The sequence below is a fragment of the Devosia sp. BK genome, from assembly GCF_032907385.1.
Taxonomy (GTDB): Bacteria; Pseudomonadota; Alphaproteobacteria; order Rhizobiales; family Devosiaceae; genus Devosia.
Genome location: NZ_JAIMBX010000001.1, coordinates 2183666 through 2207832, shown reverse-complemented (window position 1 = coordinate 2207832; position 24167 = coordinate 2183666). Strand labels below are relative to the sequence as shown.

Genomic DNA, 24167 nt, shown 5'->3' with positions numbered 1-24167 from the left:
GACGCAGTCCCGCGCCCCGCGGCTAGGTATAGGCAAACTTGCCGCGCCATGCACGCGCATACCGGGCTAAAGTTTTTGCTTCAGAGCCCTGCGTTTAGGACAAACGACTTCAGTTCGGCTCAAGTGGCGAGCGGTCGATGAGATCGGCAGGAATACGGAGGGTAAAAAGCACACCGCTTTCCCCCGCCGGATCGACCGAAAGCGACACGGTATTGACCGCGAGCAGCGAGCGCGTCAACGCCAGGCCAACGCTTGAGCGGACGGGAGCAAGGGCTTGGCCGGTGCGGCTGAGACCATCGCGGAACACAACGAAGCGCTCCGCCATATCGACACCGTGGTTGGAGTTGTCGCGCACGTGGATGGCGATGCCGTCATCATCAAGGCGCTGGGCCGAGATGACGACCGTGCTGCCCACCGGGCTTTGATCGATGGCGCTGGCGAGAAGATTGAGCACCGCCTGTGTCAGCGAGGCGCGATCCGCCGTGACCCTCGGCAGCGTTTCCGAAATGGCGTTCCGCAGGATGATCCGGCCAGCATTGGCCTGGTTGCGGATGCGCAGCACGCAGGTTTCGAGCAGTTCGGTGAGGTCGAGACTGGCGCGCTCGGCGAGATATTTGCCGTCGCGAAGCCGCGCATAGTCTTCGAGCTCATCGACCAAAGCAGCGATGTCATTGCCGGCGGCCGCGATGTCATCGGCATAGGTCTGATAGCGCTCGTCGCCGAGTTCGCCAAAAGCCTTGCCACGCAGCAATTCGGCAAAGCCGATTATTGTATTGAGAGGCCGGCGTACGCCGCGGCTGATGCGTGCCAAAAGCGCGGGATCGGCGTCCGATCCGCCCGACATTCGCCGCGGCACGACACTGCGCGGGCGCACGAAGGCGAAGTAGCCGCTGACGGTGCCGGCCTGACCCTGGGCAAAAAGGATGATCTCCGATTTTCCATTGGCGGATTGCAGCAGGATCGAGGGGCGCTCTGTCTCGGCAAACCTGGCCGGCCGCTCGAGGAAAGCGCGCAGCGCAATGCTGTCTTCGGGCAGCGTGAGTTCTGATAGCGTCTTGCCGAGCACGGTGGTGCCATCGGCCAGACCGGCAATGGCCGAAGGATCCGCCGCGCGCACGACGCCAGCGCGGCTGGCTTCGATAAAGCCATCGCCACGCAGCTCGGCAAATGCTTTGGCAAAAGCGCGGACCGCGTCTTCATGCCCGGTGCGCACTTCGGTTGCGCTGGCCGAAAGCATGAGCGCAGGCCGCCCCTGCCATGAGGTCGATTGAAGGCGCGCGGTCACGGGCACCAAAGTCCCGTCCTGCTGCACGAGATGATTGACCGGCCCAGCACTCTCTTCCCCGCTACTGGCAGGGAAAACGGCCGTTAGTCCGGCACGGCGCAGCGAATCGACCGATTCGTAGCCGATCATTTCGGTGATGGCGCGATTGGCAAAAAGGATCTGCTGGTCGCGGAAAACCAGGATGCCAAGCGGCAGACGGTTCAGGACCAGTGCCTCGCCACCGAGATTGACGAGCGAGCCAGTGGATGCCGCAGGTGCAACCTCCTGACCGGCTTGAGGCTGCACGGCGTTCCGCTCGCCCAACCCGACGCGGTCATTCAGAATGCGCGACAGCTCATCGAAATTATAACGCGAAACGCGCTCGACCAAATCTGGCGCAGTTCCCGGCGGAAAGAGCGCATCGTCTTCGACGGGCGCGGCAGGGGGCGGCGCTTCGGCAAGGGTGGGCAATTCGCTGGCCTTGAAGCCGCGACCGGTGATCTTGAATAGCGTGGGCGCGGGGGCTTCCGCCGCAGCCGGTTCGACTGCGTTTTGGTCGGTGAACGCCTCGGGTGGTGTGTCATCGTCTTCGCCGAGCGGGGTATAGAGGTCTTCGTCTGCCGCAAGGCGATCGACCAGCGCCGTCAGGCTGCGGAAAAGTGGCCGTTCGTCTTCGTTCGGGGCCAGAGGAACGTCCGTTGACGGTTCAGCGGCGTCCTCGGCAAAATCTTCATCCTTCACCGGCGCAAAAACCGGCTCCTCCGGTGGCGGGGCGTAGACGGATTCCGGATCGGCCTCCTGCCAATTATGCAGTTCATGACGATAGGCATCGTCCGGCTCGATCGGCGCCTGAGCGGCACCCGGTTTCTCATCGATTGGTTCGTAGATTGCGCCCGCCGCGTCTTGATCGTCTTGCGAAGGGTCTACGTCGATGGCCAACGTATCTTTTTCAACAGCAGGAGCCAGACCTTCCGGCATCAGCTCTGGCTCTGGCTGAGTTTCAGACTGCACAACGGGCTCATCCGCAGCTTCAGGCTCTTCCGGCGCAATGAAAATCTCGTTGCGCTCCGCAAACATCTTCAGGATCGCCTCGTCGACCGGATCGACGGCGACGATCAGCAGCGACAACTCTTCGCCTTCGAGCAAAATCGGCGTCGTAGCGCAGGTGGCGGAGGCCGGCTTGTCGCCAGCATCGAATTGAATACGCGCAAGGCTGGTGCGGCCGGGCGAGCCAAGGCGGATGGTCCGTGCAACCTGTCCCTTGAGCGGCACTGCCAATGGCGCGAGCTTAAGGCCGCTTTTCTTGATCTTGGCGAGGAAGAGGTTTGCTGCAGAATTGGACCAGATCAGGCGCTGGCCATCGCCCGACCAAAGCCATGCCGGCCGCGGATCGTGTGCGTGCTGCAGCACCCGGCGGGCATTCGGCGATGTGGTCCACTCGGCATTCATAGACAGCGTATAAGGGCCAATTTTGTTTGTACCAGTTTGGCACAAATTTTTCGGGGTTCTTTAAGTGTTCTTCATTATCGTGCCGCTGGAAACGAATCCAGCCCATGGCACGCATCGCGCCCATTCAATCCTCGTCATGGTTAAACGGCAGGTGCTAACGAATGGTCACAGCGGCTTCCCAATCGTGATCGAAAGGGAGTTTAAGCGACTGTCCACAGGCCTAAAATCGGTGCTTGTCATTCCGCAAAACTCGACCTATGTTCCGCGCGGTTTCGACAGGCGACGCTTTTCCCGCCATGTCATGAGCCGCCTTAGCTCAGTTGGTTAGAGCGCTAGATTGTGGATCTAGAGGTCCTCGGTTCGATCCCGAGAGGTGGTACCACCCTTCAACATTGCTCATCGCGACAACCGCAGCTGCGAAAGCTGATTGGCGATGTTCTTGAACACGTCGACGAGCTCCGCGGGAGTGTTGGGGAAGAAGTAGTACCCGGTGCCTGACGAGCAATCGGTGAGCATTTTGCGCGTCGCCTGGCTCGGGGGCTGGAGCCCGATCGTATAGACCTGAATTCCCGCAGCCTTGGCATTGGCGCAAGTCTGAACGGTCTTGATGTCCATAGTCGTAGTCATATCGGCTTTGCTGTTGTGGGCGTTGTATTCATTCTGATTGCCAATGATGCCGTCCGTGTCTGGGAGGCGGCCATCCTTACGAAAACCCCAAGATCCATAGATACCCGTGCCGTTAAGGGTGTCAGAATAGGCGCGGAAGTCGGGCTCGTTGAAGCCGTCCGTCATCACGATCATGAACTTCGAGACTTGACCGGGCTTATAGGGAGCCGCCTCAGACAGAGGCTCTGCGCGGGAAAGCGCATGGAAACCCCAGATGGTGCCTTGCTGGATGTTGGTCCCGCCATTTGCCGTCATGCCCTTTATGCGTTGGATGACATCGTTGGATACCGCAGTCAGCGGCAAGATGGAGGCACTGGGGCAGTAGGCATTGGGGCCGGAATTCGCTGCATCTGTAGGTCTTGCGCCGTTATACTTACACAGGCGCTCTTGAAGTTCATTGGCAGAAAGCAGGCTGTAGACTGTTGTCGAGGTTTGCGTTGTGCCGGAAGATGTCGTGACGGTGTCGCTCAATGCTGGCCCGTCTGCGGCCTTGCAGGAAGCGGCAGGTGTCGTCGTGTTTGACCCTACCACTTTCGTATATTTATACGTTGTTGCGCCTGTGCATGTGGTAATACCATTTTTTGTCGAGCAGCCATTCTTGATGATTTGCTCGGTGCATGTCTTGGGCTGACATGTGCCGCCGACATCACTTAGATAGTTATTGTAGCTGTTATAATTGTTATATTTGCGATCGCCCGTGTCCGGCGAAAACATGGGGATGAAAAGCGTATCGCCTGCAACGGCTTCCTGGTCGGTCGTATCATATGGTCCGCGTCGCGCCTCAACGCAGCCTCTCCACGTCACGCCAGTCTGCGTGAATAGGTCGTTGCGGTTGACCGGCCCTACAAAGAGCGTGGTCTCATCATCGTCATTGTCGAAATTCAGACGCGAGAGTGGGCTTTGGCCGGTCCAGTCGAGCCACTTCGCATTTTTGAACTGGGTGCCGACATTGACCATGATGGTAAACGGCACGATTGAAATCCGGACGTCCTCCTGCTGCGTCGCTTTTGCCAATGGCGTGCAGTTAGTATCGACATCCTTGAAGAAAATGATGTTTGTCGCGCATGTCGCTGCCTGCTTGAGATAGGTCATGCGGTTGTTCGAACCCATAGACCCGGAATTGTCGAGCACCATGGCAACTTCGATAGCCATTGATGTTCTGACCGCTTGCGCTTCGACATGAGCGCTTAGGCTCGGCACGCCGACCAAGGCGACGAATGCTGTTGGCACCGTGATATTGGCCTCGAAAGAGAGGGTCCCGTCTGTAGCACTGCCACGTGTCGACAGGATTTTCGCATCGATGTTTTTGTTTGCAATGCGCTCGATGACGAAAGCTTCTGCCAGCTTCTGGACGTCGGCGGCGTTGAAGTTCTTTTCGAAAACCTTTGGCTGCAGGGCTAGGGCCGCAGCGTCGAGAGCGAGTTGGGCGCGGTTGCGGCCCTGTTCGAGCGTGACATAATCAACGACTGCCCCGCCGAGGGCGATCAGGACGATTGCCATGACGCCGAACATGACGGCAAAGGCGCCGCCTTCATCCTTGGCAAATCGGCGAAGAAGTCGGGCTAATTTCGTCTGCGCCGTCACGCGGGTGCTCCGTATTCCGATATCCGGCAGGCGCTTGCTAAAGCACGACCACCTTGGTGTTGAGCTGAACACGGCCATAGAGGTCGGTGACGTCTTGATTGGTCATGCGGATGCAGCCTGACGAGACATTCTGACCGATGGTCCAGGGCTGGTTGGTGCCGTGGATGCGATAAAGCGTCGATCCCAGGTAGAGCGCCCGTGCGCCAAGCGGATTGTCTGGGCCGCCCGCCATCTGGGCCGGTAGCTCGGGCTGGCGCTGACGCATTTCTGCAGGCGGCGTCCACGTGGGCCATTCGGCTTTTCGCGTAACGCGATGCGTGCCGTTCCACTCAAAGCCATCGCGCGCAACGCCGATGCCGTAGCGCAGAGCGCGGCCATCGCCGAGAACGAAATAGAGAAAATGCGCAGTGGTATCGACGACGATCGTCCCTGATCGTTCGCCGGTCGGATAGGTCACGACCTGACGGAGATAGGCGGGATTCACATAGGGATTGCCCTGAAGGGCCAAAGCGTGGCGCGGTCGCTGATCGGTGACGGTCATGCCGGGCGGTGGCGCGAAGCGCCAGCCCTGCTGGAAACGCCCCTCGGCAAAGCCTGGCGCAGCCTGCGCTGTGAGCAAAAGCAAACCAGCCAACACAACCGAGATTAGACGCTTGGTCTCGACCATAGCTTCGACGCCCCTTTGATATCGCCCGCATTTTGCGCGCTGAGCGCAAAAAAGAGGTCAAGGAACGTGGTAAACAACTGACAAGCCTGAAGACTTAACAAGCGGTAAAACTGTTGCGTTGTGGCAACAGGAAGAAAGACCTGCGGCGTTCTGCCTCATTTATGCTTGCCGATCACGGCGCCGCGATCTAAGGATTCGACATCCGCAACAGCCATCCGAGGGAGGCGTTTTATGACAGTCATGACGTTCCGCCACTCGGGGACCTGGCTCCATCTCATCAATACCCGCCGAGAGCCGGTAAAAGGCTGATTTAGCCGCTGATGAGTGTCTAAGGGCAAATCGCCCGCGGATTATCCAACCCTAGCCAACGTGTCGAAGCCGGTCCGTACTGCGTCCGTCTGAGCACTTTTCCCACTCTGAAACCATGAGGCCGGTGGGGTTGCACCCTGCCGGGATACCAATGTCTTCCAATGTGCTTTCCGAGCGCAATTTCGTTTTGCGCCTTGAATTCTCCATCGCCGATGCCGTGCATCAGCGTGGAATCGTGCCGGTCATTGCTGCAGCAGTTCGTGCCTGGTGGAACCGGCCACGCGTGCCGAGCGATCTGCCAGCCTATCTGCGGGCTGATATTGGCCTGCCGCCTGTAGCAGAACCCGTTATCTGGCACTCGCTACCGGCGATAACGATCATACCCGGCTTCAACGAGCGAAGTCGAAGATGATTGTTAGAGGCGGCCGGGCACCTCCGGCCGCCTGAACATCAAGCAAACCCCAACGGCCCCTGTTGTCTCGCCAAACCCTATCGGCTAGAGCAGGGGCCTGACGGGGGAACCGCCCTCCCGGCCGCGCGAGGGCCGCCATTGTCCGCCTCCGGAGTAGTGCGATGACCGAAAAGACCAAGCTGATTTCGCCCCGCCTGCCGCGTGGCTTCGAAGACCGCACGCCGGGTGATATCGCTGCCGTTGGGCAAATGATCGAGACCATCCGCAAGGTGTATGAGCGCTATGGCTTCGACCCTGTCGAAACCCCGCTCCTTGAGCTTACCGAGACGCTTGGCAAATTCCTGCCCGACACGGACCGGCCCAATGCCGGCGTCTTTTCGCTGCAGGACGACGATGAGCAGTGGATGAGCCTCCGCTACGATTTAACCGCGCCACTCGCCCGCTATTTCGCTGAAAATTTCGAAATTCTGCCAAAGCCTTATCGCTCCTATCGGCAGGGCTATGTCTTCCGCAACGAAAAGCCCGGCCCAGGCCGCTTCCGTCAGTTCATGCAGTTCGACGCCGACACGGTTGGCGCGCCCGGTCCCGAAGCCGATGCTGAAATGTGCATGATGATGGCCGACGTCATGGATGCGCTGGGGCTGGCCGGCAAATACGTCGTCCGGGTGAATAATCGCAAGGTGCTCGATGGTGTGCTTGAGGCCGCGGGTGTCACCTCCGACGCGCAAAAGCTGGGCGTGCTCCGAGCGGTGGACAAGCTCGATAAATTCGGTCCTGAAGGCGTAAAGCTTCTGCTCGGCGCCGGACGCAAGGACGAAAGCGGCGACTTTACCAAAGGTGCCGGGCTCAATGACGAGCAAGCGGGCGTGGTGCTCGATTATGTTGCGGGCAAGCCGCCCGCCGACAATGCCGGTGTCACTGAACTCGCGGTCATGCAGACGCTCTTCGACGCGGCTGGCTATGATGCGGACAAGATCAAGATCGACCCGTCAGTCGTCCGTGGCCTTGAGTACTATACTGGCCCGGTCTTTGAGATCGAACTGACCTTCAAGGTGCAGAACGAGAAGGGCCAGGATGTGGTCTTCGGCTCAGTCGGCGGCGGTGGCCGTTACGACGGGCTCGTATCCCGCTTCCGTCGCGAGCCTGTTCCGGCGACCGGCTTTTCCATCGGTGTGTCGCGTCTCGCCAATGCGCTCAAACTCACGGGCAATCTGGGCTCGAAAGAGCCGGTGGGCCCGGTCGTTGTGCTGGTCATGGATAAGGACCAGACCGCGCGCTACCAGGCCATGGTCGCCGAACTCCGCCAGGCTGGCATTCGGGCTGAGATGTTCCTCGGCTCGACCAAGAATTTCGGCAAGCAGGTCTCCTACGCCGATAAGCGCAATTCGCCGGCGGTCATCATCGAGGGCAGCCAAGAACGTGAGCAGGGCATCCTGCAAGTGAAGGATCTGGTCGCCGGCAAGCAGGCGTCCGAAGGCATTACCGATAATGCCGAATGGAAAGCCGCGCGTCCCGGCCAGTTCGAGATCAAGCGCGAAGAACTGGTTTCGGCCATCCAGAAGCTGCTGAGCGAGCAGTGACGCTTTTTCTGCAGGGGCAAGAGCCATGACTAACGCCGCCATGCGACGGACCCAGCTCGAAGCCCTTGTCGAGGCCCAGGGCGGTTGCCGTGCGACCCCGCCGCTGCTCCTGCCGGCTGATCCCTATTTCGATCTGGCGGGCGAAGAGTTCGGACGCCGGCTGCTTTTGACGAGCGACACGACTGGCGCCGAGCACTGCCTGCGGCCTGAATTTACGCTGCCCATCGTCCGCGATTATATCGCTGATGGGACGCGCCAGCCAGCGGCCTTTACCTATCTCGGCCCCATATTCCGCCAGCGCGAAACCGGCCCCGCCGAATTCGATCAGGCCGGGATTGAGCTCTTGGCGCAGCCCGATGGCGACGTGGCGCTTGATCAGGTTTTGACGTTCGCGCGCGCTGCGCTCTCCATCTATGGCCTCCCGGCCCATATCCGTCTTGGCGGTGTTGGCCTTTTCGAGGCTGTTCTAGTGCAGGCCGATATGCCCGCCGCGTGGCGCTCGCGCATTCGGCACCGCTTTGGCCATCCAGAAGCCATGGAACGCCTGCTGTCGCGGCTTGAGGCTGCGCCAGACGTGCCGCGGCAAGAACAGCCGTCGCGCGATGTGCTGATCGAAGATGTCACGGCGCGCATGGTATCGACGGGCCTAAGCCTCTCGGAAGGCCGCACGCCAAACGAGATCGCAGATCGCTATCTCGAGCAACAGGCGCTTGATGCAGCGCATGTTCCTGCCGAAACGCTAAAGCTGCTCCGCGACTATCTTTCGATTTCAGGCGACGTGCTCTCGGCACTGCGCCAGATCGAAGCGCTGGCCGAAAGCCACAAGCTGATGCTCGGTGCACCGATCCGCGCTATTCGGCGCCATCTCGATAAGCTTGGCGAAGCACGCATTTCCTTCGATGCCGCCTTCTCGCCGCGGCTCGATTATTATACCGGCATCGTCTTTGAGATTGTTGGCCGGAGCGGCGACGTTCTGGCCTCGGGCGGTCAATACGATCGTTTGTTGGAACGGCTTGGCGCGACAGCACCTATCGCGGCCTCAGGTTGCGCGCTCTGGGTCGATCGGCTGGAAGCGGAGGTCTCGGCATGAGGGGCATTACTCTTGCAGTCCCCTCGAAGGGGCGCCTCGAAGAACTGACACGCGCCTGGTTTGCCGAGCGCGGTCTCACCATTTCCCGGCCTGGCGGCGCGCGATCCTATCTCGGCGTGATGGAGGGAGAAGCCGATGTCACGGTACGTTTCTTCCCCGCCTCGGAAATTGCGCGCGAGCTGATCCGCGGCAATATCGACATTGGCGTGACGGGTCGTGACCTCATCCACGAGACGAGTGAAACCGGACCGGATGCCGTCCACTTCGCTCGTTCGCTCGACTTCGGTCATGCCGACGTCGTCATTGCCGTGCCCGATGCCTGGATCGATGTCACCCATCTCCATGACCTTGCGGACGTTGCCTCGGACTTTCGGAGCCGTCACAAGCGTTGGCTGCGGATCGCGACCAAATATATCACCATCACCCGCCAGCATTTCGCCAAGGCCGGGATTGCGGAATATCGCATTGTCGAAAGTCTCGGTGCGACGGAAGCCGCGCCAGCATCCGGTGTGGCTGATATCGTCGTCGATATTACCTCGACCGGCTCGACCCTTGCTGCCAATGGCTTGCGCGTCCTCGATGATGGCGTAATGCTCAAGAGCGAGGCCAATCTGATCGTCTCGCGCACGACCGAGTGGCCGGCCGACAAGAAGGCCTATCTCAACGATCTGCTCAAACGCCTGGGTGCAGGAGTGCTCTAGGCCAGCTCGAAGTGGCGATGATGGAACCGATTGTCCTGACCTTCGTCGTGGTCGCCTGTGTGATCATCGCCATCGTGTCGCTCGGTCAGCGCGCCGATCGGCGGCGGGCGCGCAAGTCCTCGGGCGACACCGGTGGCTCCGGCGATGCCGGATATTCCCCGAGCCATCGTGACCACGATCACGGCGGAGACGCTGGGGATGCAGGTGGCGACAGCGGCGGTGGTGATGGCGGCGGTGGGGGCGATTGAGGCTCTGTTGCCTTGCATCCGCCGGTGCTAAGACGCGCCGAGATTTCCCGGGACCATCATGCTCGATCCTCTGATTCTGGTTGCACTTGCCTGCGTTGGCGCTCTCGCGGGCTTTGTGGACGCCGTTGCTGGCGGCGGTGGCATGGTCACGGTGCCCGCGCTGCTTTCGGCGGGCCTGCCGCCGATTGCAGCTCTCGCGACCAACAAGATGCAATCCTCGATCGGCACGACGATCGCCGTATTGACCTATTGGCGTCGCGGCTTCGTTTCGGTGCGCGCGTTACTGCCCTCGGTTGCCGCAACATTTGCCGGCAGCATGATCGGTGCGCTGATCGTCAAGCAGATCGATACATCGCTGCTCAATGTCGCCGTGCCCATAGCCCTGATTGGTGTGGCGCTCTATTTTCTATTCGCGCCGAGCCTGTCCGATGCCGACCGCGTGTCGCGGCTGCCGTTCCCTCGCTGGGTGCCGCTCCTCGGTTTCGTCATCGGCTTTTATGACGGCGTATTTGGCCCGGGCACGGGCTCGTTTTTCACCATCGGGTTTGTGATGCTTTTCGGGCTTGGGATCACCAAGGCCGCGGGGAATACCAAGCTGCTCAACCTCGTGTCCAACCTATCCGCGCTGGTGATTTTCATCCATGGCGGCGATGTGGTCTGGCAGGCGGCGATCGTGATGGCCGGCGGGCAGGTGATCGGCGGCTATGTCGGCGCCCGCGCCGGCATCCGGTTCGGTGCCAAGCTTATTCGGCCATTGGTCGTGGTGGTGTCGGTCGCCATGGCAGTCAAGCTGCTGGTCTGGCCCTAGCGCTTAATCGTCGAGCCCTGCGGCTTTGCGCAGCGCCTCATTGATACGCTCTTGCCAACCCGGGCCCTCATCCTGAAAATGTTCGATCACGGCGCGATCAAGCCGGAGCGATACCAATTCCTTGCCTTCTGGCGGCGTTGACGATTTTGGATTGGCCGCAGTTTCTGGCTTGGTGGTGACGCTCTTGAAGGCCGCTTCTGCCTGATCGTAGGCGCTGCCGCGTCGTGGCGTTCTCATGCTGGCCTCATGTTTGCTTTGTTCCCAGACTAGCCGTTCAACGCCCATGAAAAAAGCCCCGGTGTTGCCACCGGAGCTTTCCACCAAGATCGTGACTGGGAAGAAACGATCCTGGAAGTCTTTTATCTCTAGGCGGCAAGGCCGCCCGGCCGTCGGCCGCCTCCGCGGAGGGGCAGCGGTCGGCGGTTTGCCGACCGCGATACGGCCCGTGAGCGAGAAGAAAGTCTAAGGCGTCAGCCTTAGAAGTCCATACCGCCCATGCCGCCCATGCCGCCGCCGCCCGGCATTGCCGGTGCTGCGTCCTTGGGAGCTTCGACGATGATGGCTTCCGTCGTGATCAGGAGCGAAGCAACCGAAGCTGCGTCCTGGAGAGCATGACGGACGACCTTGACCGGGTCGATAACGCCGAGAGCAACGAGATCACCATATTCGCCGGTTGCGGCATTGTAGCCGAACGCTGCAGCGGAGTTCTCGAGGATCTTGCCCACGACGACGGAGCCTTCGGCACCAGCATTGTTGGCAATGGTGCGCACTGGCTCCTGAAGAGCGCGGCGAACGATGGCGATACCAGCTTCCTGGTCGGCATTGATGCCCTTGGCCTTGATGTTGGCCGAAGCACGGAGGAGAGCAACACCACCACCCGGAACGATGCCTTCTTCGACGGCAGCGCGGGTTGCGTTGAGTGCGTCGTCGACGCGGTCCTTGCGTTCCTTGACTTCAACTTCGGTCGAACCACCGACCTTGATCACGGCAACGCCACCAGCGAGCTTGGCAAGACGTTCCTGCAGCTTCTCGCGGTCGTAGTCCGAGGTGGTTTCCTCGATCTGTGCCTTGATCTGGCCAACGCGGCCCTGAATGTCTTCAGCCGAGCCAGCGCCATCAACGATGGTGGTGTTTTCCTTGGTGATTTCAACGCGCTTGGCCGTGCCGAGCATGTCGAGGGTCACGTTCTCGAGCTTGATGCCGAGATCTTCGGAGATCACCTGGCCACCGGTGAGGATAGCGATGTCTTCGAGCATTGCCTTGCGGCGATCGCCAAAGCCTGGAGCCTTGACGGCTGCAACCTTGAGCCCACCGCGCAGACGGTTGACGACGAGGGTCGCGAGAGCTTCACCTTCGATGTCTTCAGCAATGATCAGCAGTGGGCGCTGGGACTGAACGACAGCTTCGAGGATCGGCAGGATAGCCTGGAGATTGCCGAGCTTCTTTTCGTGCAGCAGGATGATCGGGTCCTCGAGGACTGCCGTCATCTTTTCAGCATTGGTGACAAAGTAGGGCGAGAGGTAGCCACGGTCGAACTGCATGCCTTCAACGACATCGAGTTCGGTTTCAGCGGTCTTGGCTTCTTCGACGGTGATAACACCCTCGTTGCCGACCTTCTGCATGGCTTCGGCAATCATGTCGCCGATGGAAGTTTCGCCGTTAGCCGAAATGGTGCCGACCTGGGCAACTTCGGAGGACGAGGTGATCTTCTTGGACGAAGCCTTCAGCGATTCAACGACTTCAGCAACAGCGAGGTCGATACCGCGCTTGAGATCCATCGGGTTGAAGCCGGCAGCAACTGCCTTGACGCCTTCGACGACGATGGCCTGGCCGAGGACGGTCGCGGTCGTGGTGCCGTCACCGGCAACGTCGTTGGTCTTGGAAGCGACCGAGCGGAGGAGCTGGGCGCCGAGGTTTTCGAACTTGTCTTCGAGTTCGATTTCCTTGGCAACCGAAACGCCGTCCTTGGTGATGCGCGGGGCGCCAAAGGACTTTTCGATAACGACGTTACGACCCTTGGGACCGAGGGTCACCTTCACCGCATTGGCGAGGATGTTGACGCCGCGCAGCATCTTTTCGCGGGCGTCGGTCGAGAATTTTACTTCTTTAGCAGCCATGTGAGGCGCTCCTTAGAATGGGTTAAACGACTGGACAGACGAGGGTTTTAGACCTCGACGATACCCATGATGTCGCTTTCCTTCATGATGATCAGGTCTTCGCCGTTGAGCTTGACCTCGGTGCCGCTCCACTTGCCGAAGAGCACGCGATCGCCAGCCTTGACGTCGAGAGCATTGATCTTGCCGTTTTCGTCACGGGCGCCGGGGCCAACCGAAACGATCACGCCCTCAGAGGGCTTTTCCTTGGCGGTGTCGGGGATGATGATCCCGCCCTTGGTCTTTTCTTCACTATCGACGCGACGGACGACCACGCGGTCATGCAGGGGACGGAAGCCCATGATTTCAGTTCCTCTTGGCATCATTTCTGGTGCAATCTCGGGCCTGTTAGCACTCGATGTGGCTGAGTGCTAACAAGCTGACCGGGATATAGGGAGCCCCCGGCCAATGAGTCAAGGTCGGGTGAACGGAGATTTTGTTCGTGCGTTACGATGGGAAGATGACTCTTGAACGAAGGAGGCAACCGTGACCGCCGACGAGACTGCGACCGCCAATGTGAGCCCTGTATCGGGCCGCGTGCATATCTTTTTTGACGATGCGGAAATCGCTAGCAGTGCCAATGCCTTGCAGGTGGTAGAGGCTGGCCGGGAGCCGCAATATTTCGTCCCGCTCGACCATGTCCATCCGGGCATTCTGGAAGCCTCGGATACGCGCCGGACTGAGCCTGGAAAAGGCGAGGCACATTTTTATACCATCAAGACCTTGACCGCCGACGGCCCGGATGAAGCCTGGTATTTTCCCTATGCCGATGGCGCCTATGCCGATATTCGCGACCTCATCACCTTTGGTGGCGAGCGGGTGAAGGTAACCGTTTCGGACGTCTAAAACGGTAGCATTCCGTTAACATCGAGATGGTGCGAAGGACGAATTGGTGAGTGGGGCGCTAAAAGGCGGCCCACTTTGTGCTTTCTTCCGCATCGCATGTGCTGCATAAGGCTCACTATGAGCGAACAATCTTCTTACCAGATCAAGCTGCGCCTCAAGGGCGGCAGCGGTCCCAATGCAAACTGGCACTGGGAAATCCATGACGCAGACGGCACGGTCGTCAAGACCGGCAGCGCTGTCGGACCGGAGCACAAGGCTTTCGCCACGGCGCGTGTCGCCAAGGAAAAGCTGGAACAGTCCCAGTCCAAATAAGCCCGCCTTCGGCCGGGTCTGAGTGCCATGCCTATTTCCAAAAAAGATCCCGCGCGTGTAGCGGCCTCGGCCGTGCATGCTGCGGCCCCAGCGGCCGCCGATCCCATGCGCGGGATCATGCTCAAGGTCATTTCCGTCTTTTTCTTCGTGGTCATGGCCACGATGCTCAAGGCGACGGAAACCGTGCCTTCGGGCGAGATGGTTTTCTTCCGCTCCTTCTTCGCGCTTTTGCCCGTGCTCGCCTATCTCGGCTGGAAGCGGCGTCTGCATCATGCATTCACCACCAAGCGCCCGGTCGGGCATATCTTGCGCGGATTGATTGGCGTCACCTCGATGAGCCTGGGGTTCTTCGCGCTGACGCGCCTGCCGCTGCCGGAAGCGACGGCGATCAATTACGCGACCCCGCTCCTGATCGTCATTTTCTCCGCCGTGTTGCTGCATGAGCGGGTGCATGTCTTCCGCTGGACTGCAGTCGTCGTCGGGCTCCTCGGCGTCGTCGTCATTCTCTGGCCGCGGCTGACGGTTTTTACCGGCGGCGAGGCGCTGGGAGACGCGGAAGCCGTGGGCGCGATCGCGGCGCTCCTTGCGGCCGTGGTTTCGGCCTTTGCCATGATGGCGGTGCGCAATCTCGTCCATACCGAACGCACGGAAGCCATCGTCACCTATTTCTTCATCAGCGCCAGCGTCATCTCGCTGATGACGCTGCCCTTTGGCTGGATATGGCCGACGCCGCAGCAGGCGGCGCTCTTGATCGGCGCCGGCTTTTTTGGCGGCATCGGTCAGTTGTTGATGACCTCGTCCTACCGCTATGCCGATATGTCGGTGATCGCGCCTTTCGAATATGTGTCGCTGCTGCTGACGATCCTCATTGGGTTTTTCGTCTTTGCCGAAGTGCCCACGGTGACCATGGTCATTGGGGCGCTGATCATCATCGGCTCGGGCATCGCAGTCATTCTTCGCGAACACCGCCTTGGCCTTGATCGGATCAAGGCCAAGGAAGCCAATACGCCTTAGCGCTACGCCGCCTTCCGCAATTGAAAATGCAAGAAGAGCGGCGCGATGCGGGTGTCGGCGACGGTTGGGACGGCGGCGGCGGTCGCTTCGTCGGCCATGGGTTCGTTGAGTGCTTCGATAGTGAAGCCGGCCGCAACGATCATACCGACCCAGCTTGATAATGTTCGGTGAAAGCGCGGAACGGTGAAGGCGCGCACATTGGCGCGTTCTTCCGCGGGGATTGACGAAAAGATCCAGGTCTCGACGTCGCCATTGGTCTCGCGAAAATAGTCCGCAATTTCGACGGCGACCGGCTCGCCCGCTTCGTTCCTGATATTGCGCCGACGCGGCGGCACGAAGCACGGGTGGAGAATGGAAAACTGAAAGAAGCCACCGGGCCGGATGACGCGAAAAACTTCGCGGAGGACACCGGCCTGATCGGACATATCCATCATCGACATGAAAGCCGTGGCGAAATCGAAGGACGCTTCGGGGAAGGGCAGGGTGAGCCCATCGCCGAGCACGTAAGTTATGCCGCGCGGGTCCGACGCTTCGGTCTCTTGCGCATGGCGGAGGAACGTGGGGGCGATGTCGAGCCCTGTCATTTTGGCGCCTTGCGCCGCGACGGAGCGCGTATTGGTGCCTTCGCCGCAGCCGAGGTCGAGGCCGGTCAGGCCCTCAATCTCGGGGAGAAAGGCGAGAAAGGACGGCGTGTTGAGGGCGTCGCGGTGTTTGTCGTGACCAGCGCGGGAATAGTGTGTCCAGTTCTCGGCATTGGCCTCCCAATGGGCAGCAACGGTTTTTGCGTCCATCTCAATATCCTCCGGTTCGTGGGGCCGGGGTTTTAGACGCTGCGCAAGACCAAGAAAAGACAGTGTAGCTGCCTTAGGGCATTTAACTGCAACAATAGAAAAGACCCGCCTAAGCGGACCTTTTCAGAGATTTTTTCTAACTCTGTCAGGCTAAGACTTAGAAGTGGTAGGCGACGCCGACAGTTGCCTTGGCAGTGTCGAAGAAGGGGCTGTTGTTGTTCGCGTAGTCACCCTGGCCAACGACTTCGCCGCGGATGCTAACGGCATCGGTCAGAGCGAATTCGGCACCACCGCCGAGCTGGAAGATGCCAACCGTACGGTCGCTGCTGTTGTAAACACCAAGGCCGCCAAGTGCGTAGATCAGCACGGCTTCGCTGGCGAGGAAACCGCCGCGGATATTGACGAAGTATTCGCCGCCCTGACGGACGTTATTCCAGGTGTAGTCAGCGGTGGCTTCAGCACCGAGTACGACATGATCGGCTGGCATGAAGTTGAAGCCGACAACGCCGCCGACGACGCCATAGGTCGCAGCGGTAAACCACTGGCCACCAGCGCGCGCGCCGACATAGAGGCCTTCCCAGCTCACGCCGCCGGCTTCATAAATCGGCTCTGGGCTCGTCGGGATAATCAGATCGGCGGCGCTGACGGCCGCGGTAGACAGAAGTGCGGCAGTAATTGCCAGTGCAGTGCGGATCATTTTTCTCTCGATCAACTGTAGAATGATGACTGCTACCAAACATGTTTATGGTTACTATTTGGTTATGATAGAAAAACGTGATCGAGATTTTCTGGGTGGGTGAGGTGGTTAAGGGAGGCGGTGTGGGGGTGGTCGCCTGACTCGTTCTCCCTCTGGCTTGACCCGAGCAACTGTGTTGTTGGTTCAGGTTTTGAAGGGCGTTTGGTCTCTCAGAACGGCATTGGCGATGACGATGATTTTTCGCGCAATAGCGATGAGGGCGAGCTTTTTGGGTTTGCCGGCGGTGGTGAGGGTTCGGAAGAACTGACCAAGCAGGCCAGTGCTGCGGCACGCGGTGAGGGCCGCCATGTAGAGAGCAACCCGCACACGAGGACGTCCGCCACGGATGCTGCGCTTGCCGCGGAACAGGCCGCTGTCATTGTTGAAGGGGGCCAGACCTGCCAGCGCAGCGATGGTCTTGGGCGAGCGATGGCCAGCCTCTGGTAGGAAGGCCAGCAGCGTGGTGGCGGTGACCAGGCCGATGCCAGGGATGGACCGCAGGAGGCGCTGGGCCTGTGCAAGCTCGTCGGTGGCCGCGATCAGCGCGGCGATCCGGCTGTCGAAGACAGCGATGCGGCTGGTGAGCAGCTCGATATGGGCGCAGATGTCGGTCAGGATTTCGGGTTCCGCCATCTCCTGTTGGCGGGTCAATTCGCCCCGGCGCATGTCAACCAATTGATCCCGGCGCCGCGCCAACTCGCCTAAAAGTCGGCGCCTCTCGTCGGCGGCGGCCTGGGGATGTGGCCGTAAAGCCTGCGCCATCCGGGCCAACATCTGCGCATCGACCTTATCGGTCTTGGCCAACTGCCCGGTGGCCCGGGCAAAGGCCCGCGCCTGTGCCGGATTAACCCGACAGAATGCTATTCCGGCCTGCTCCAGAGCGCGGCGCAGCTTGCCGTCGTAGCGGCCCGTCGCTTCGAACAGCACCAGCTCGGGCCGGCTCAGCCCGGCCAACCAGTCCGCAAGAGCCGCCTCGGTATTGGCGATGGAAAACTCCCGACCGGCAAATATCTCCAGCGTGTATTTGCCCACGTCGATTCCGATAAAGTCCGATGCTATGATCATCGTGCCTGTCCTTGTACTGCGAGGTCCGCCGCCAGCGGCCTCGATCAACTGTTCAGGGTGGTGACAAAACCGGGAGGGGATCACGCTCGGGTACGGTCTGATGACCAAGGGCCAATCGATCGCCCTCCCGGAACCAATCTCGCACACTTTCAACAGACAAGGGGCACTCTCCCATCCAAAATGCTTGTGGCTCGCTCATTGGCCCTCGGGTCAAGCCCGAGGGAAGCACAGTGCGGGGGAACGCTTGCGGGCATACACTTGCTGCCGACGTGAACAGTTGCGGCGAAGGCAACGATTCATTTCGAGATTGATCCCGGCTCAAGGCCGTCCAAAACACGACGTCATTTCTGGGAAAGCGGGAATCCGGTTTTCAGCGAGGTGAGATTCCCGCTTTCGCGGGAATGACGCGGTAGGTGAGGTCTGACTTTTTGCGGAGGGCCAAAACCTCGAAAAAAGATCAGCTGGCTTTTTGCATTTCGGCCCAGGTTTGGCGCTTGCGGTAGATGGTTGACGGGCTGATTTCGAGCGCTGCGGCGGCCATCGAAATATTGCCGGCGAAGGCGGCGATGGCGTCTTCGATGATCTTCTGTTCCTGCTGCCACATGGGGAGGATGGCGCGGCGGGTTTCGGCGCGTGGGGCAGGGGTATCTGCCGGGGCAAAAGCCTGGGATTCGATATCGGCGGCGCCGAGCATCATGTGGTCGATATCGCCGCCATCGAACATGACGACGATGCGGCGAATGAGGTTTTGCAATTGGCGCACATTGCCCGGCCAATCGGCGGCTGTCAGTTGCTGGGCTGCCTCATTGGAAAAGCCGCCAAAGCTCTTGTGTTCTTCGCGCGCGTAGCGATCGAGGAAATGGCGGGCGAGTACCATGATATCGGTCGGGCGCTGACGCAGCGGGGGCAGGTGGATGGGGAGGACGTGGAGGCGATAGAAGAGGTCTTCGCGGAATTTGCGCTCGGCAATCATCTGTAGTGGATTGCGATTGGTGGCGCAGATGACGCGAACATCGACCTTGCGCACGCTCGCTTCGCCGACGCGCGAGATCGTGCCGGTCTGGAGGAAGCGCAGGAGCTTGGACTGGAGCGAGAGGTCCATTTCCCCGATTTCGTCGAGAAAAAGCGTGCCGCCATCGGCGAGTTCGGCTGCGCCCTTGCGATCTTCATGCGCGCCGGTAAAGGCGCCGCGGGCAACGCCGAACAATTCGCTTTCCATGAGGTCGCGCGGAATGGCGGCGCAATTGATGGCGACGAAGCGCTTGGCCTTACGCGGACCCTGGCTGTGCAGGGCTTCGGCACAGACGTCCTTGCCTGTGCCGCTTTCGCCGGTGATGAACACAGGAGCGGAGGAGGTCGAGACGCGCCCGATCTGCTCGTAAATGAACTGCATCGCGTTCGAGGCGCCGACAAAGCCGGCATAGTCAGCCATGGCTTGCGGGCGGGCGGTGTCGATGCCGAGCGAGCGCGGGCGACCGTGGCGCTGGGCGAGCTCGCCGATGCGATTGGCGAGAGCGGCGGCAGCGACGGGCTTGGCGACATAATCATGGGCACCGGCGCGCATGGCGCCGACGGCCGCGGTCACGGAAGCGCCGCCGGCCATGGCGACGACGAGCGCGCCTTCGGCGAGGCGCACGATGCGGCCCATGCCGTCTTCATCGCGCTCGCCGAGATCGGCCAGGCTCGGCATATCGGCAAGAATAATGTCGAATCGACCGGCCCGAAGCATGTCGAGCGCTTCACGGCCTGACCTGGCCACCGATACTTCCGGCGTGCAGAGCATGGCTTGGCTGAGCGATTCGCCGGTCTGGGCGGCAGCAACTGCATCGGCATCGATCAGCAGAAGTTGTCCACTCAGCGCGTGCTCGACGCCCGAAATCATTGCCATTGCGCCATTTTCCCCAAGTGTGCCCGCGGGTTCGAACGGATTCGAACCGGTCTTGACCTTTGTGGCGATTGTTGGCGAACAGGGTAAATAATCCGTTCTTAACCCCACCGAACGCGTCTCGGTGCTTTTTCCGTCACAGAGGCGATGCTATGACGGGATGTCGAATCTGGCCACTTTTCTTAACCTGGGATGCCAATGCAGGCCCTCGTCTATCTGTTTATAGCGCTTGCCGGAGTTGCTCTGGGTGCGGCCGCCTACTTTGGCTTGGCCTTTACTTTGGCGGAAGCAATCCTGGTTGCCCTGGTGGCCCTTTGCATTGGCACGCTGGTGATGGAGCGCCGTTTGCGGCTGCGCGCCGAACGCCGGCTCGAGCGCGGCATCGAAGATCTGTCGCGGCTTTTGGCGACCGACGCACAGGCCGGTTCGGTGCTCGGACGACGCATCAACGCGCTCTCCGAACTCAATCCCGGCCAGCGGCTCGAAACCATCGAAGCCGATATTTCCGTGCTTGGCACGGTGATTCGGCAGGTGGCTGAGGCTGTTGCGGAAATCGAAGAAAAGAGCGTCGCTGCGCCCGCGGCCCTTTCCAATGGCCATGCCGAGCGATTCAGCGGCGAAAGTGCGCGCCCCCAGGCGCAGGCCAAGCCTGTGGCCGACGATCGCGCCGATCCGATCATTCCGCTTGAGCTTGTTCGCCAAGCCATGGCCGAACAGCACCTCGTCTATCATATCCAGCCCGTCGCCCGGCTGCCGCAACGCCGTGCTGCTGGCTATGATCTGGTGCCGCGCCTGATGCTCGAAGACGGGGATTTCAGCGATCCCGACGATTTCATGCCGCGCGAAGGCGGCGAGGACGTGGTGCAGCGCATCGAGGGCACCGCGCTCAACGAGGCCGTTGCCATTGCACGCCGGGCGCGCACCGGCGGCCAATCGATTTCGCTGTTCATTCCGCTTAGCGCCGCGACTTTGCGCGACAGCGCGGCGATGGAACAGGTTTTGGCGACGCTCGACGCCAATCGCGTCATCGCGACTAATCTCGTTTTCACCGTGCCCGAAGTCGATTTCCAGATGCTGCTGCAAAAGGCGCGGCCGGCACTGCAGGCGATCCAGCGGCGCGGCGCGGGCTTTTCGCTCTCCTATGCCACCTCGCTGCGGCTTAATTTCACCGAGCTCTCGGAAATCGGCGTGCGTTCGATCCGGGTCAATGCATCCCGGCTCATCGCCTCACCCGAGGTCTATACCGACTTCCACCTCTCCGATATCGCGAGCTATGTCGGCCGGTTCGACATGACGCTCTTGGCAACGGGCGTGACCGACGAGCGGCAGATCGTCGAGCTGCTCGACAATGAAATCATGCTGGTGCAGGGCAATCATATCGCCCCGGCCGGGCCAGTGCGGCAGGACCTGCTGCTCGAGCCGGCGCGCACCGTCGTGCCGCAGCCGGCACTGCCGCCGCGTCGCCGCGCCGAGGTCTGAATTCGGACCGAGCGCCGTTTCGGGCTTGATCGGGCGGCGCAATCTGTCCCATAGCGGACGAGAAGAACAACTACGGGAAGTTCAAGCCCATGTCCGCGCCAGCGCCTTTGCCCATTATTTCCGGCCTTGCCGATCTCGCGGGGCGCTATGATGCGGTCTTGAGCGATGTCTGGGGCGTCATCCACAATGGCGTGTCTGCTTTCCCCGAGGCTGTCGATGCGCTGGTGCAATATCGGCGTGCGGGCGGCAAGGTGGTGCTGATCACCAATGCGCCGCGGCCATCGCCGCCAATCGTCGCCATGCTCGACCGGCTCAACGTGCCGCGCGAGGCTTATGACGCCATCGTCTCATCGGGCGATGCGACGCGAACGATGATCTCGAAATATCGCGGCAAGGCGATCCACCATGTGGGGCCCAAGACCGAGGACGACGCGCTTTACGACGGGTTCGATCTCAGGCGCACTGGGCCGGAAGAGGCCGAAGTTGTCGTCGTGACCGATCTCGACACCGATGACGATACGCCCGAAATGTATCGCGACCGCGCCAAATTCTGGCTCTCGCGAAAGCTGCCGATGATCTGCGCCAATCCCGACCGGGTGGTGGAGCACGGCGACCAGATCATCTATTGCGGCGGGGCGCTCGGCGATCTCTACGCGGCCATGGGCGGCATGGTGCTGATGGCGGGCAAACCCTATCAGCCGATTTACGAAGAGGCGTTCCGGCTGGCGGAACTGGCGGCGGGCAAGACACTCGACAAGAGCCGGGTGCTGGCGATTGGCGACAGCGTGCGCACCGATGCGACGGGAGCGGCGCAGTTTGGCATCGATCTCTTGTTCATCACCGGTTCGATCCATGCGGCAGAGCTCGATGCTTTCGGCAAGCCCGATCCGCAGGCTATTGCCGATCTCGTGGCGCCAAGCCGGGCGCGGGTCGCGGGCTTCTTGCCGCGTCTCTCCTGGTCTGCGTGAGATGAGCACTTTCGTCCGCCTGTCCGATTATGCCGGTCTGCCCGCGGCGCTCAAGGGCGCCTATGTGGCGATCGGCAATTTTGACGGCATGCATCGCGGGCACCAGAAGGTCATTGCGGCTTTGCGCGAACGCGCTTCGGCGGTCGGCGTGCCGGCGCTGATCCTGACCTTCGAGCCGCATCCACGCGATGTCTTTGCGCCGGCGCCTTTCATGTTCCGGCTGACGCTGGGCGACGCCAAGGCACGGCTAGCCGAGGCGCTGGGGCTCGACGGGATCATCATCCTGCCTTTCGACACGGCGTTTTCGCAGATGGAGGCGGAAAGCTTCGTCGCCGATGTGCTGGTCGAGGCGCTCGGTGTGCGCGGCGTTATCATCGGTTCCGATTTCCATTTTGGCCGCCAGCGGCGCGGCACGCCGGCCTTTTTGCGCGAGCAGGGAGCGGCGCGCGGCTTTGCCGTGGAAACGCTCGATCTCGTCGATGAGGCGGATGAGCCGATTTCATCTTCCCGCATCCGCGCGGCTTTGTCGGAAGGCGCGGTGACTGCGGCCAATCGGCTCCTCGGCTATCACTGGTTTTTCGATGGCTGCGTGGTCCAGGGGGATCAGCGCGGGCGGGAACTGGGCTATCCGACGGCCAATACGGTGACGCCGGATGGATTTCAGCTCGCGCAAGGCGTTTATGCCGTGCGGGCCAAGGTTGGGCGGCATCTGCTCGATGGCGTTGCCGCCTATGGCAAGCCGATGTTCGACAATCACCGGCCGCCGTTTGAAACGCATCTCTTCGATTTTTCCGGCGACCTTTATGGACAGACCATTTCGGTGGCGCTGGTCGGGCATATCCGCGGACAGGAAGTGTTCAAGGGTCTCGACGATCTGATCGCCGCCATGGACCGGGATAGCCGCAAGTCGCGTGCGATGATTGCCGAATGCGGTGCGCTTGGCGTGCTCGACACGCATCTGGGCTTTTTCGGCTAATCGCTTTCGAGGACCAGGCGGACGAGGTCTGTCTGCCGGCGCACGCCGGTCTTGTCGAAAATGCTGGTCAATTGTGCCCGCGCTGTCGCGTCCGATACGCCGCGATCGGCAGCGGCGGTCTTGCGACTGCCGGTTTCCACCAGCGCCAGGGTCAGTTCGGCTTCGGCGGTGGTGAGGCCAAATTTCTGGCGCAGGGCGAGCAGTTTTCGGCGCAGCTTCTGCTGGGGATCGGTGATGATCACGATCACGGCTGGCCGTCTCCCTGATGGGAAAAGCCGACCACCGGGATAGGGCGCGCAGTGCATCGAAAGAACGCCCTGCGGCGTCGGGACATCGAGCCGCCCGCCGGAACTATGGTCGGGCGCGGAAAGGCATAGGGCGAGCAAGCGCGAGAGGCGCCGGTCTGCCGCCCCATCTGCGCAGCCGAGACGCCGCTGGCGGAGAACGAGGCGGCCGCTTTCCAGAAGAGCAGCGGCGCCGGCATTGGCGTCGAGCAAGAGGCCACGGCCATCAAGCAGGATGGCCGCCTGGCCCGAGAGATCGAGGACATCGAGACTCGACCGGGCAAGGCCACGGAACCGGCGCAGCAGCGTATTGGTTTCGAGCGCTTGCTGGACGGTGGGGAGAATGGCTTCGAAGCGCGCGATCTGATCAGTTTCGAGCGGAGCGCGGGAATTGAGCATCAACGCGCCGGCCCAGCCATTTTGTGTGGTGAGGACGAGGCCCGCGCCGCGGCGATAGCCCTGCGGGACGCACCACTCGTTGTAAAAGCTGTCTCTCACGAAGCCGTCGAAGTCAGCCATGGCTTCATCGACGACGAGTTGCCCCGGGCTTTGGGACAGCATGAAACGCATGAGCATGTTGCGCGGGGCATAGGTCGAAAAATAGCGCGCGATCTGGGCGGGATCTGTGCGTGGTGCGAGGATTTCTGGGGCAGCGCCAGCGATGCCGCCACCGAGCGTCGCTTCAACGACGCCGAGATAATCGGACAAATGCTCCAGCATTGCAGGCCAAGCCGCATCGTCCTCGGCAGCCTGCCTTATGGTCCCGATGATCGCGTCGATACCGGCCATCACGCCACGCTCCGCATCGAACGTCTGTTCGATGTCCACGCCAGCATGGGCCAATAAAAAAGTCCGGTCAATCGAAGGGGTGACCGACGCT

The 24167-nt window shown here is 60.9% G+C and carries 24 protein-coding genes and 1 tRNA gene; 14 read left to right on the top strand and 11 right to left on the bottom strand.

The window, feature by feature from the left end:
• Positions 1-109 precede the first annotated feature (109 nt).
• Positions 110-2713 carry a histidine kinase dimerization/phospho-acceptor domain-containing protein gene (locus DevBK_RS10765; protein ID WP_317185424.1) on the bottom strand — a complete coding sequence of 868 codons (2604 nt, stop codon included), beginning with the start codon at positions 2711-2713 and terminating at the stop codon, positions 110-112.
• Positions 2714-2777: 64 nt separating this feature from the next.
• Between DevBK_RS10765 and DevBK_RS10760 the strand changes: the two genes are divergently transcribed.
• Together DevBK_RS10760 and DevBK_RS10755 are read left to right on the top strand one after the other, a co-directional pair.
• Positions 2778-3041: a hypothetical protein gene (locus DevBK_RS10760; RefSeq protein ID WP_317185423.1), complete on the top strand. Its 264-nt coding sequence runs from the start codon at positions 2778-2780 to the stop codon at positions 3039-3041.
• Positions 3019-3095 (top strand) — tRNA-His (locus DevBK_RS10755). Before DevBK_RS10760 ends, DevBK_RS10755 begins: the two co-directional genes overlap by 23 nt.
• 14 nt (positions 3096-3109) lie before the next feature.
• Here DevBK_RS10755 and DevBK_RS10750 read toward each other — a convergent pair.
• On the bottom strand, positions 3110-4963 hold the full coding sequence (locus DevBK_RS10750; protein WP_317185422.1) for a TadE/TadG family type IV pilus assembly protein: 1854 nt from the start codon (positions 4961-4963) through the stop codon (positions 3110-3112).
• Positions 4964-5000: 37 nt separating this feature from the next.
• A complete protein-coding gene (locus DevBK_RS10745; RefSeq protein WP_317185421.1) occupies positions 5001-5630 on the bottom strand; it encodes a L,D-transpeptidase in 630 nt (209 codons plus the stop codon).
• Positions 5631-6090: 460 nt separating this feature from the next.
• Between DevBK_RS10745 and DevBK_RS10740 the strand changes: the two genes are divergently transcribed.
• The 6 genes from DevBK_RS10740 to DevBK_RS10715 all read left to right on the top strand — a co-directional run bounded on the left by DevBK_RS10740 (position 6091) and on the right by DevBK_RS10715 (position 10778).
• Positions 6091-6351, top strand: coding sequence for a hypothetical protein (locus tag DevBK_RS10740; protein ID WP_317185420.1), 261 nt, complete (start codon positions 6091-6093; stop codon positions 6349-6351).
• Positions 6352-6512: 161 nt separating this feature from the next.
• Positions 6513-7931, top strand: a complete 1419-nt coding sequence (hisS, locus tag DevBK_RS10735) for a histidine--tRNA ligase (RefSeq protein ID WP_317185419.1) — start codon at positions 6513-6515, stop codon at positions 7929-7931.
• 25 nt (positions 7932-7956) lie between these two features.
• The gene (locus DevBK_RS10730) at positions 7957-9021 is read left to right on the top strand and encodes an ATP phosphoribosyltransferase regulatory subunit (RefSeq protein WP_062629418.1); all 1065 of its coding nucleotides are present in this window, start codon (positions 7957-7959) and stop codon (positions 9019-9021) included.
• Positions 9018-9722 carry an ATP phosphoribosyltransferase gene (gene hisG / locus DevBK_RS10725; RefSeq protein WP_061907747.1) on the top strand — a complete coding sequence of 235 codons (705 nt, stop codon included), beginning with the start codon at positions 9018-9020 and terminating at the stop codon, positions 9720-9722. The genes DevBK_RS10730 and hisG overlap by 4 nt, the downstream gene beginning before the upstream one ends.
• Before the next feature lie 17 nt (positions 9723-9739).
• The gene (locus DevBK_RS10720; protein ID WP_061907748.1) at positions 9740-9970 is read left to right on the top strand and encodes a hypothetical protein; all 231 of its coding nucleotides are present in this window, start codon (positions 9740-9742) and stop codon (positions 9968-9970) included.
• A gap of 58 nt (positions 9971-10028) precedes the next feature.
• A complete protein-coding gene (locus DevBK_RS10715) occupies positions 10029-10778 on the top strand; it encodes a TSUP family transporter (protein ID WP_317185418.1) in 750 nt (249 codons plus the stop codon).
• 3 nt (positions 10779-10781) lie between these two features.
• On the opposite strand, the gene DevBK_RS10710 is transcribed toward DevBK_RS10715, so the two are convergent.
• The 3 genes from DevBK_RS10710 to DevBK_RS10700 all read right to left on the bottom strand — a co-directional run bounded on the left by DevBK_RS10710 (position 10782) and on the right by DevBK_RS10700 (position 13233).
• The gene (locus DevBK_RS10710) at positions 10782-11015 is read right to left on the bottom strand and encodes a BrnA antitoxin family protein (protein ID WP_317185417.1); all 234 of its coding nucleotides are present in this window, start codon (positions 11013-11015) and stop codon (positions 10782-10784) included.
• 239 nt (positions 11016-11254) lie between these two features.
• The gene (groL, locus tag DevBK_RS10705) at positions 11255-12895 is read right to left on the bottom strand and encodes a chaperonin GroEL (protein WP_061907750.1); all 1641 of its coding nucleotides are present in this window, start codon (positions 12893-12895) and stop codon (positions 11255-11257) included.
• A gap of 47 nt (positions 12896-12942) precedes the next feature.
• On the bottom strand, positions 12943-13233 hold the full coding sequence (locus DevBK_RS10700; RefSeq protein ID WP_046144411.1) for a co-chaperone GroES: 291 nt from the start codon (positions 13231-13233) through the stop codon (positions 12943-12945).
• 184 nt (positions 13234-13417) lie between these two features.
• Here DevBK_RS10700 and DevBK_RS10695 point away from each other — a divergent pair, with 184 nt between their 5' ends.
• From DevBK_RS10695 to DevBK_RS10685, 3 genes are all read left to right on the top strand, one after another.
• Complete coding sequence (locus tag DevBK_RS10695) at positions 13418-13777, top strand: DUF427 domain-containing protein (RefSeq protein ID WP_317185416.1); 360 nt, start codon at positions 13418-13420, stop codon at positions 13775-13777.
• Positions 13778-13894: 117 nt separating this feature from the next.
• Positions 13895-14089, top strand: coding sequence for a hypothetical protein (locus tag DevBK_RS10690; RefSeq protein WP_061907752.1), 195 nt, complete (start codon positions 13895-13897; stop codon positions 14087-14089).
• 27 nt (positions 14090-14116) lie between these two features.
• On the top strand, positions 14117-15103 hold the full coding sequence (locus tag DevBK_RS10685) for a DMT family transporter (RefSeq protein WP_082511591.1): 987 nt from the start codon (positions 14117-14119) through the stop codon (positions 15101-15103).
• 2 nt (positions 15104-15105) lie between these two features.
• Here DevBK_RS10685 and DevBK_RS10680 read toward each other — a convergent pair whose 3' ends face one another.
• The 4 genes from DevBK_RS10680 to DevBK_RS10665 form a co-directional block, all read right to left on the bottom strand.
• Complete coding sequence (locus DevBK_RS10680) at positions 15106-15894, bottom strand: class I SAM-dependent methyltransferase (RefSeq protein WP_317185415.1); 789 nt, start codon at positions 15892-15894, stop codon at positions 15106-15108.
• Positions 15895-16051: 157 nt separating this feature from the next.
• Positions 16052-16591, bottom strand: a complete 540-nt coding sequence (locus DevBK_RS10675; protein WP_317185414.1) for an outer membrane protein — start codon at positions 16589-16591, stop codon at positions 16052-16054.
• A 183-nt stretch (positions 16592-16774) separates the two neighbouring features.
• On the bottom strand, positions 16775-17695 hold the full coding sequence (locus tag DevBK_RS10670) for an IS110 family transposase (protein ID WP_317185413.1): 921 nt from the start codon (positions 17693-17695) through the stop codon (positions 16775-16777).
• Positions 17696-18152: 457 nt separating this feature from the next.
• Positions 18153-19583, bottom strand: coding sequence for a sigma-54 dependent transcriptional regulator (locus DevBK_RS10665; protein ID WP_317185412.1), 1431 nt, complete (start codon positions 19581-19583; stop codon positions 18153-18155).
• A gap of 195 nt (positions 19584-19778) precedes the next feature.
• Here DevBK_RS10665 and DevBK_RS10660 point away from each other — a divergent pair, with 195 nt between their 5' ends.
• The 3 genes from DevBK_RS10660 to DevBK_RS10650 all read left to right on the top strand — a co-directional run bounded on the left by DevBK_RS10660 (position 19779) and on the right by DevBK_RS10650 (position 23003).
• Positions 19779-21059, top strand: a complete 1281-nt coding sequence (locus DevBK_RS10660) for an EAL domain-containing protein (protein WP_317185411.1) — start codon at positions 19779-19781, stop codon at positions 21057-21059.
• An 89-nt stretch (positions 21060-21148) separates the two neighbouring features.
• Positions 21149-22027 carry a TIGR01459 family HAD-type hydrolase gene (locus DevBK_RS10655; protein WP_317185410.1) on the top strand — a complete coding sequence of 293 codons (879 nt, stop codon included), beginning with the start codon at positions 21149-21151 and terminating at the stop codon, positions 22025-22027.
• Position 22028: 1 nt separating this feature from the next.
• Positions 22029-23003 carry a bifunctional riboflavin kinase/FAD synthetase gene (locus DevBK_RS10650; protein WP_317185409.1) on the top strand — a complete coding sequence of 325 codons (975 nt, stop codon included), beginning with the start codon at positions 22029-22031 and terminating at the stop codon, positions 23001-23003.
• Here the strand turns inward: DevBK_RS10650 and DevBK_RS10645 are convergent.
• Positions 23000-24130: a hypothetical protein gene (locus tag DevBK_RS10645; RefSeq protein ID WP_317185408.1), complete on the bottom strand. Its 1131-nt coding sequence runs from the start codon at positions 24128-24130 to the stop codon at positions 23000-23002. The two genes, DevBK_RS10650 and DevBK_RS10645, sit on opposite strands and share 4 nt — an antisense overlap.
• Positions 24131-24167: the final 37 nt, after the last annotated feature.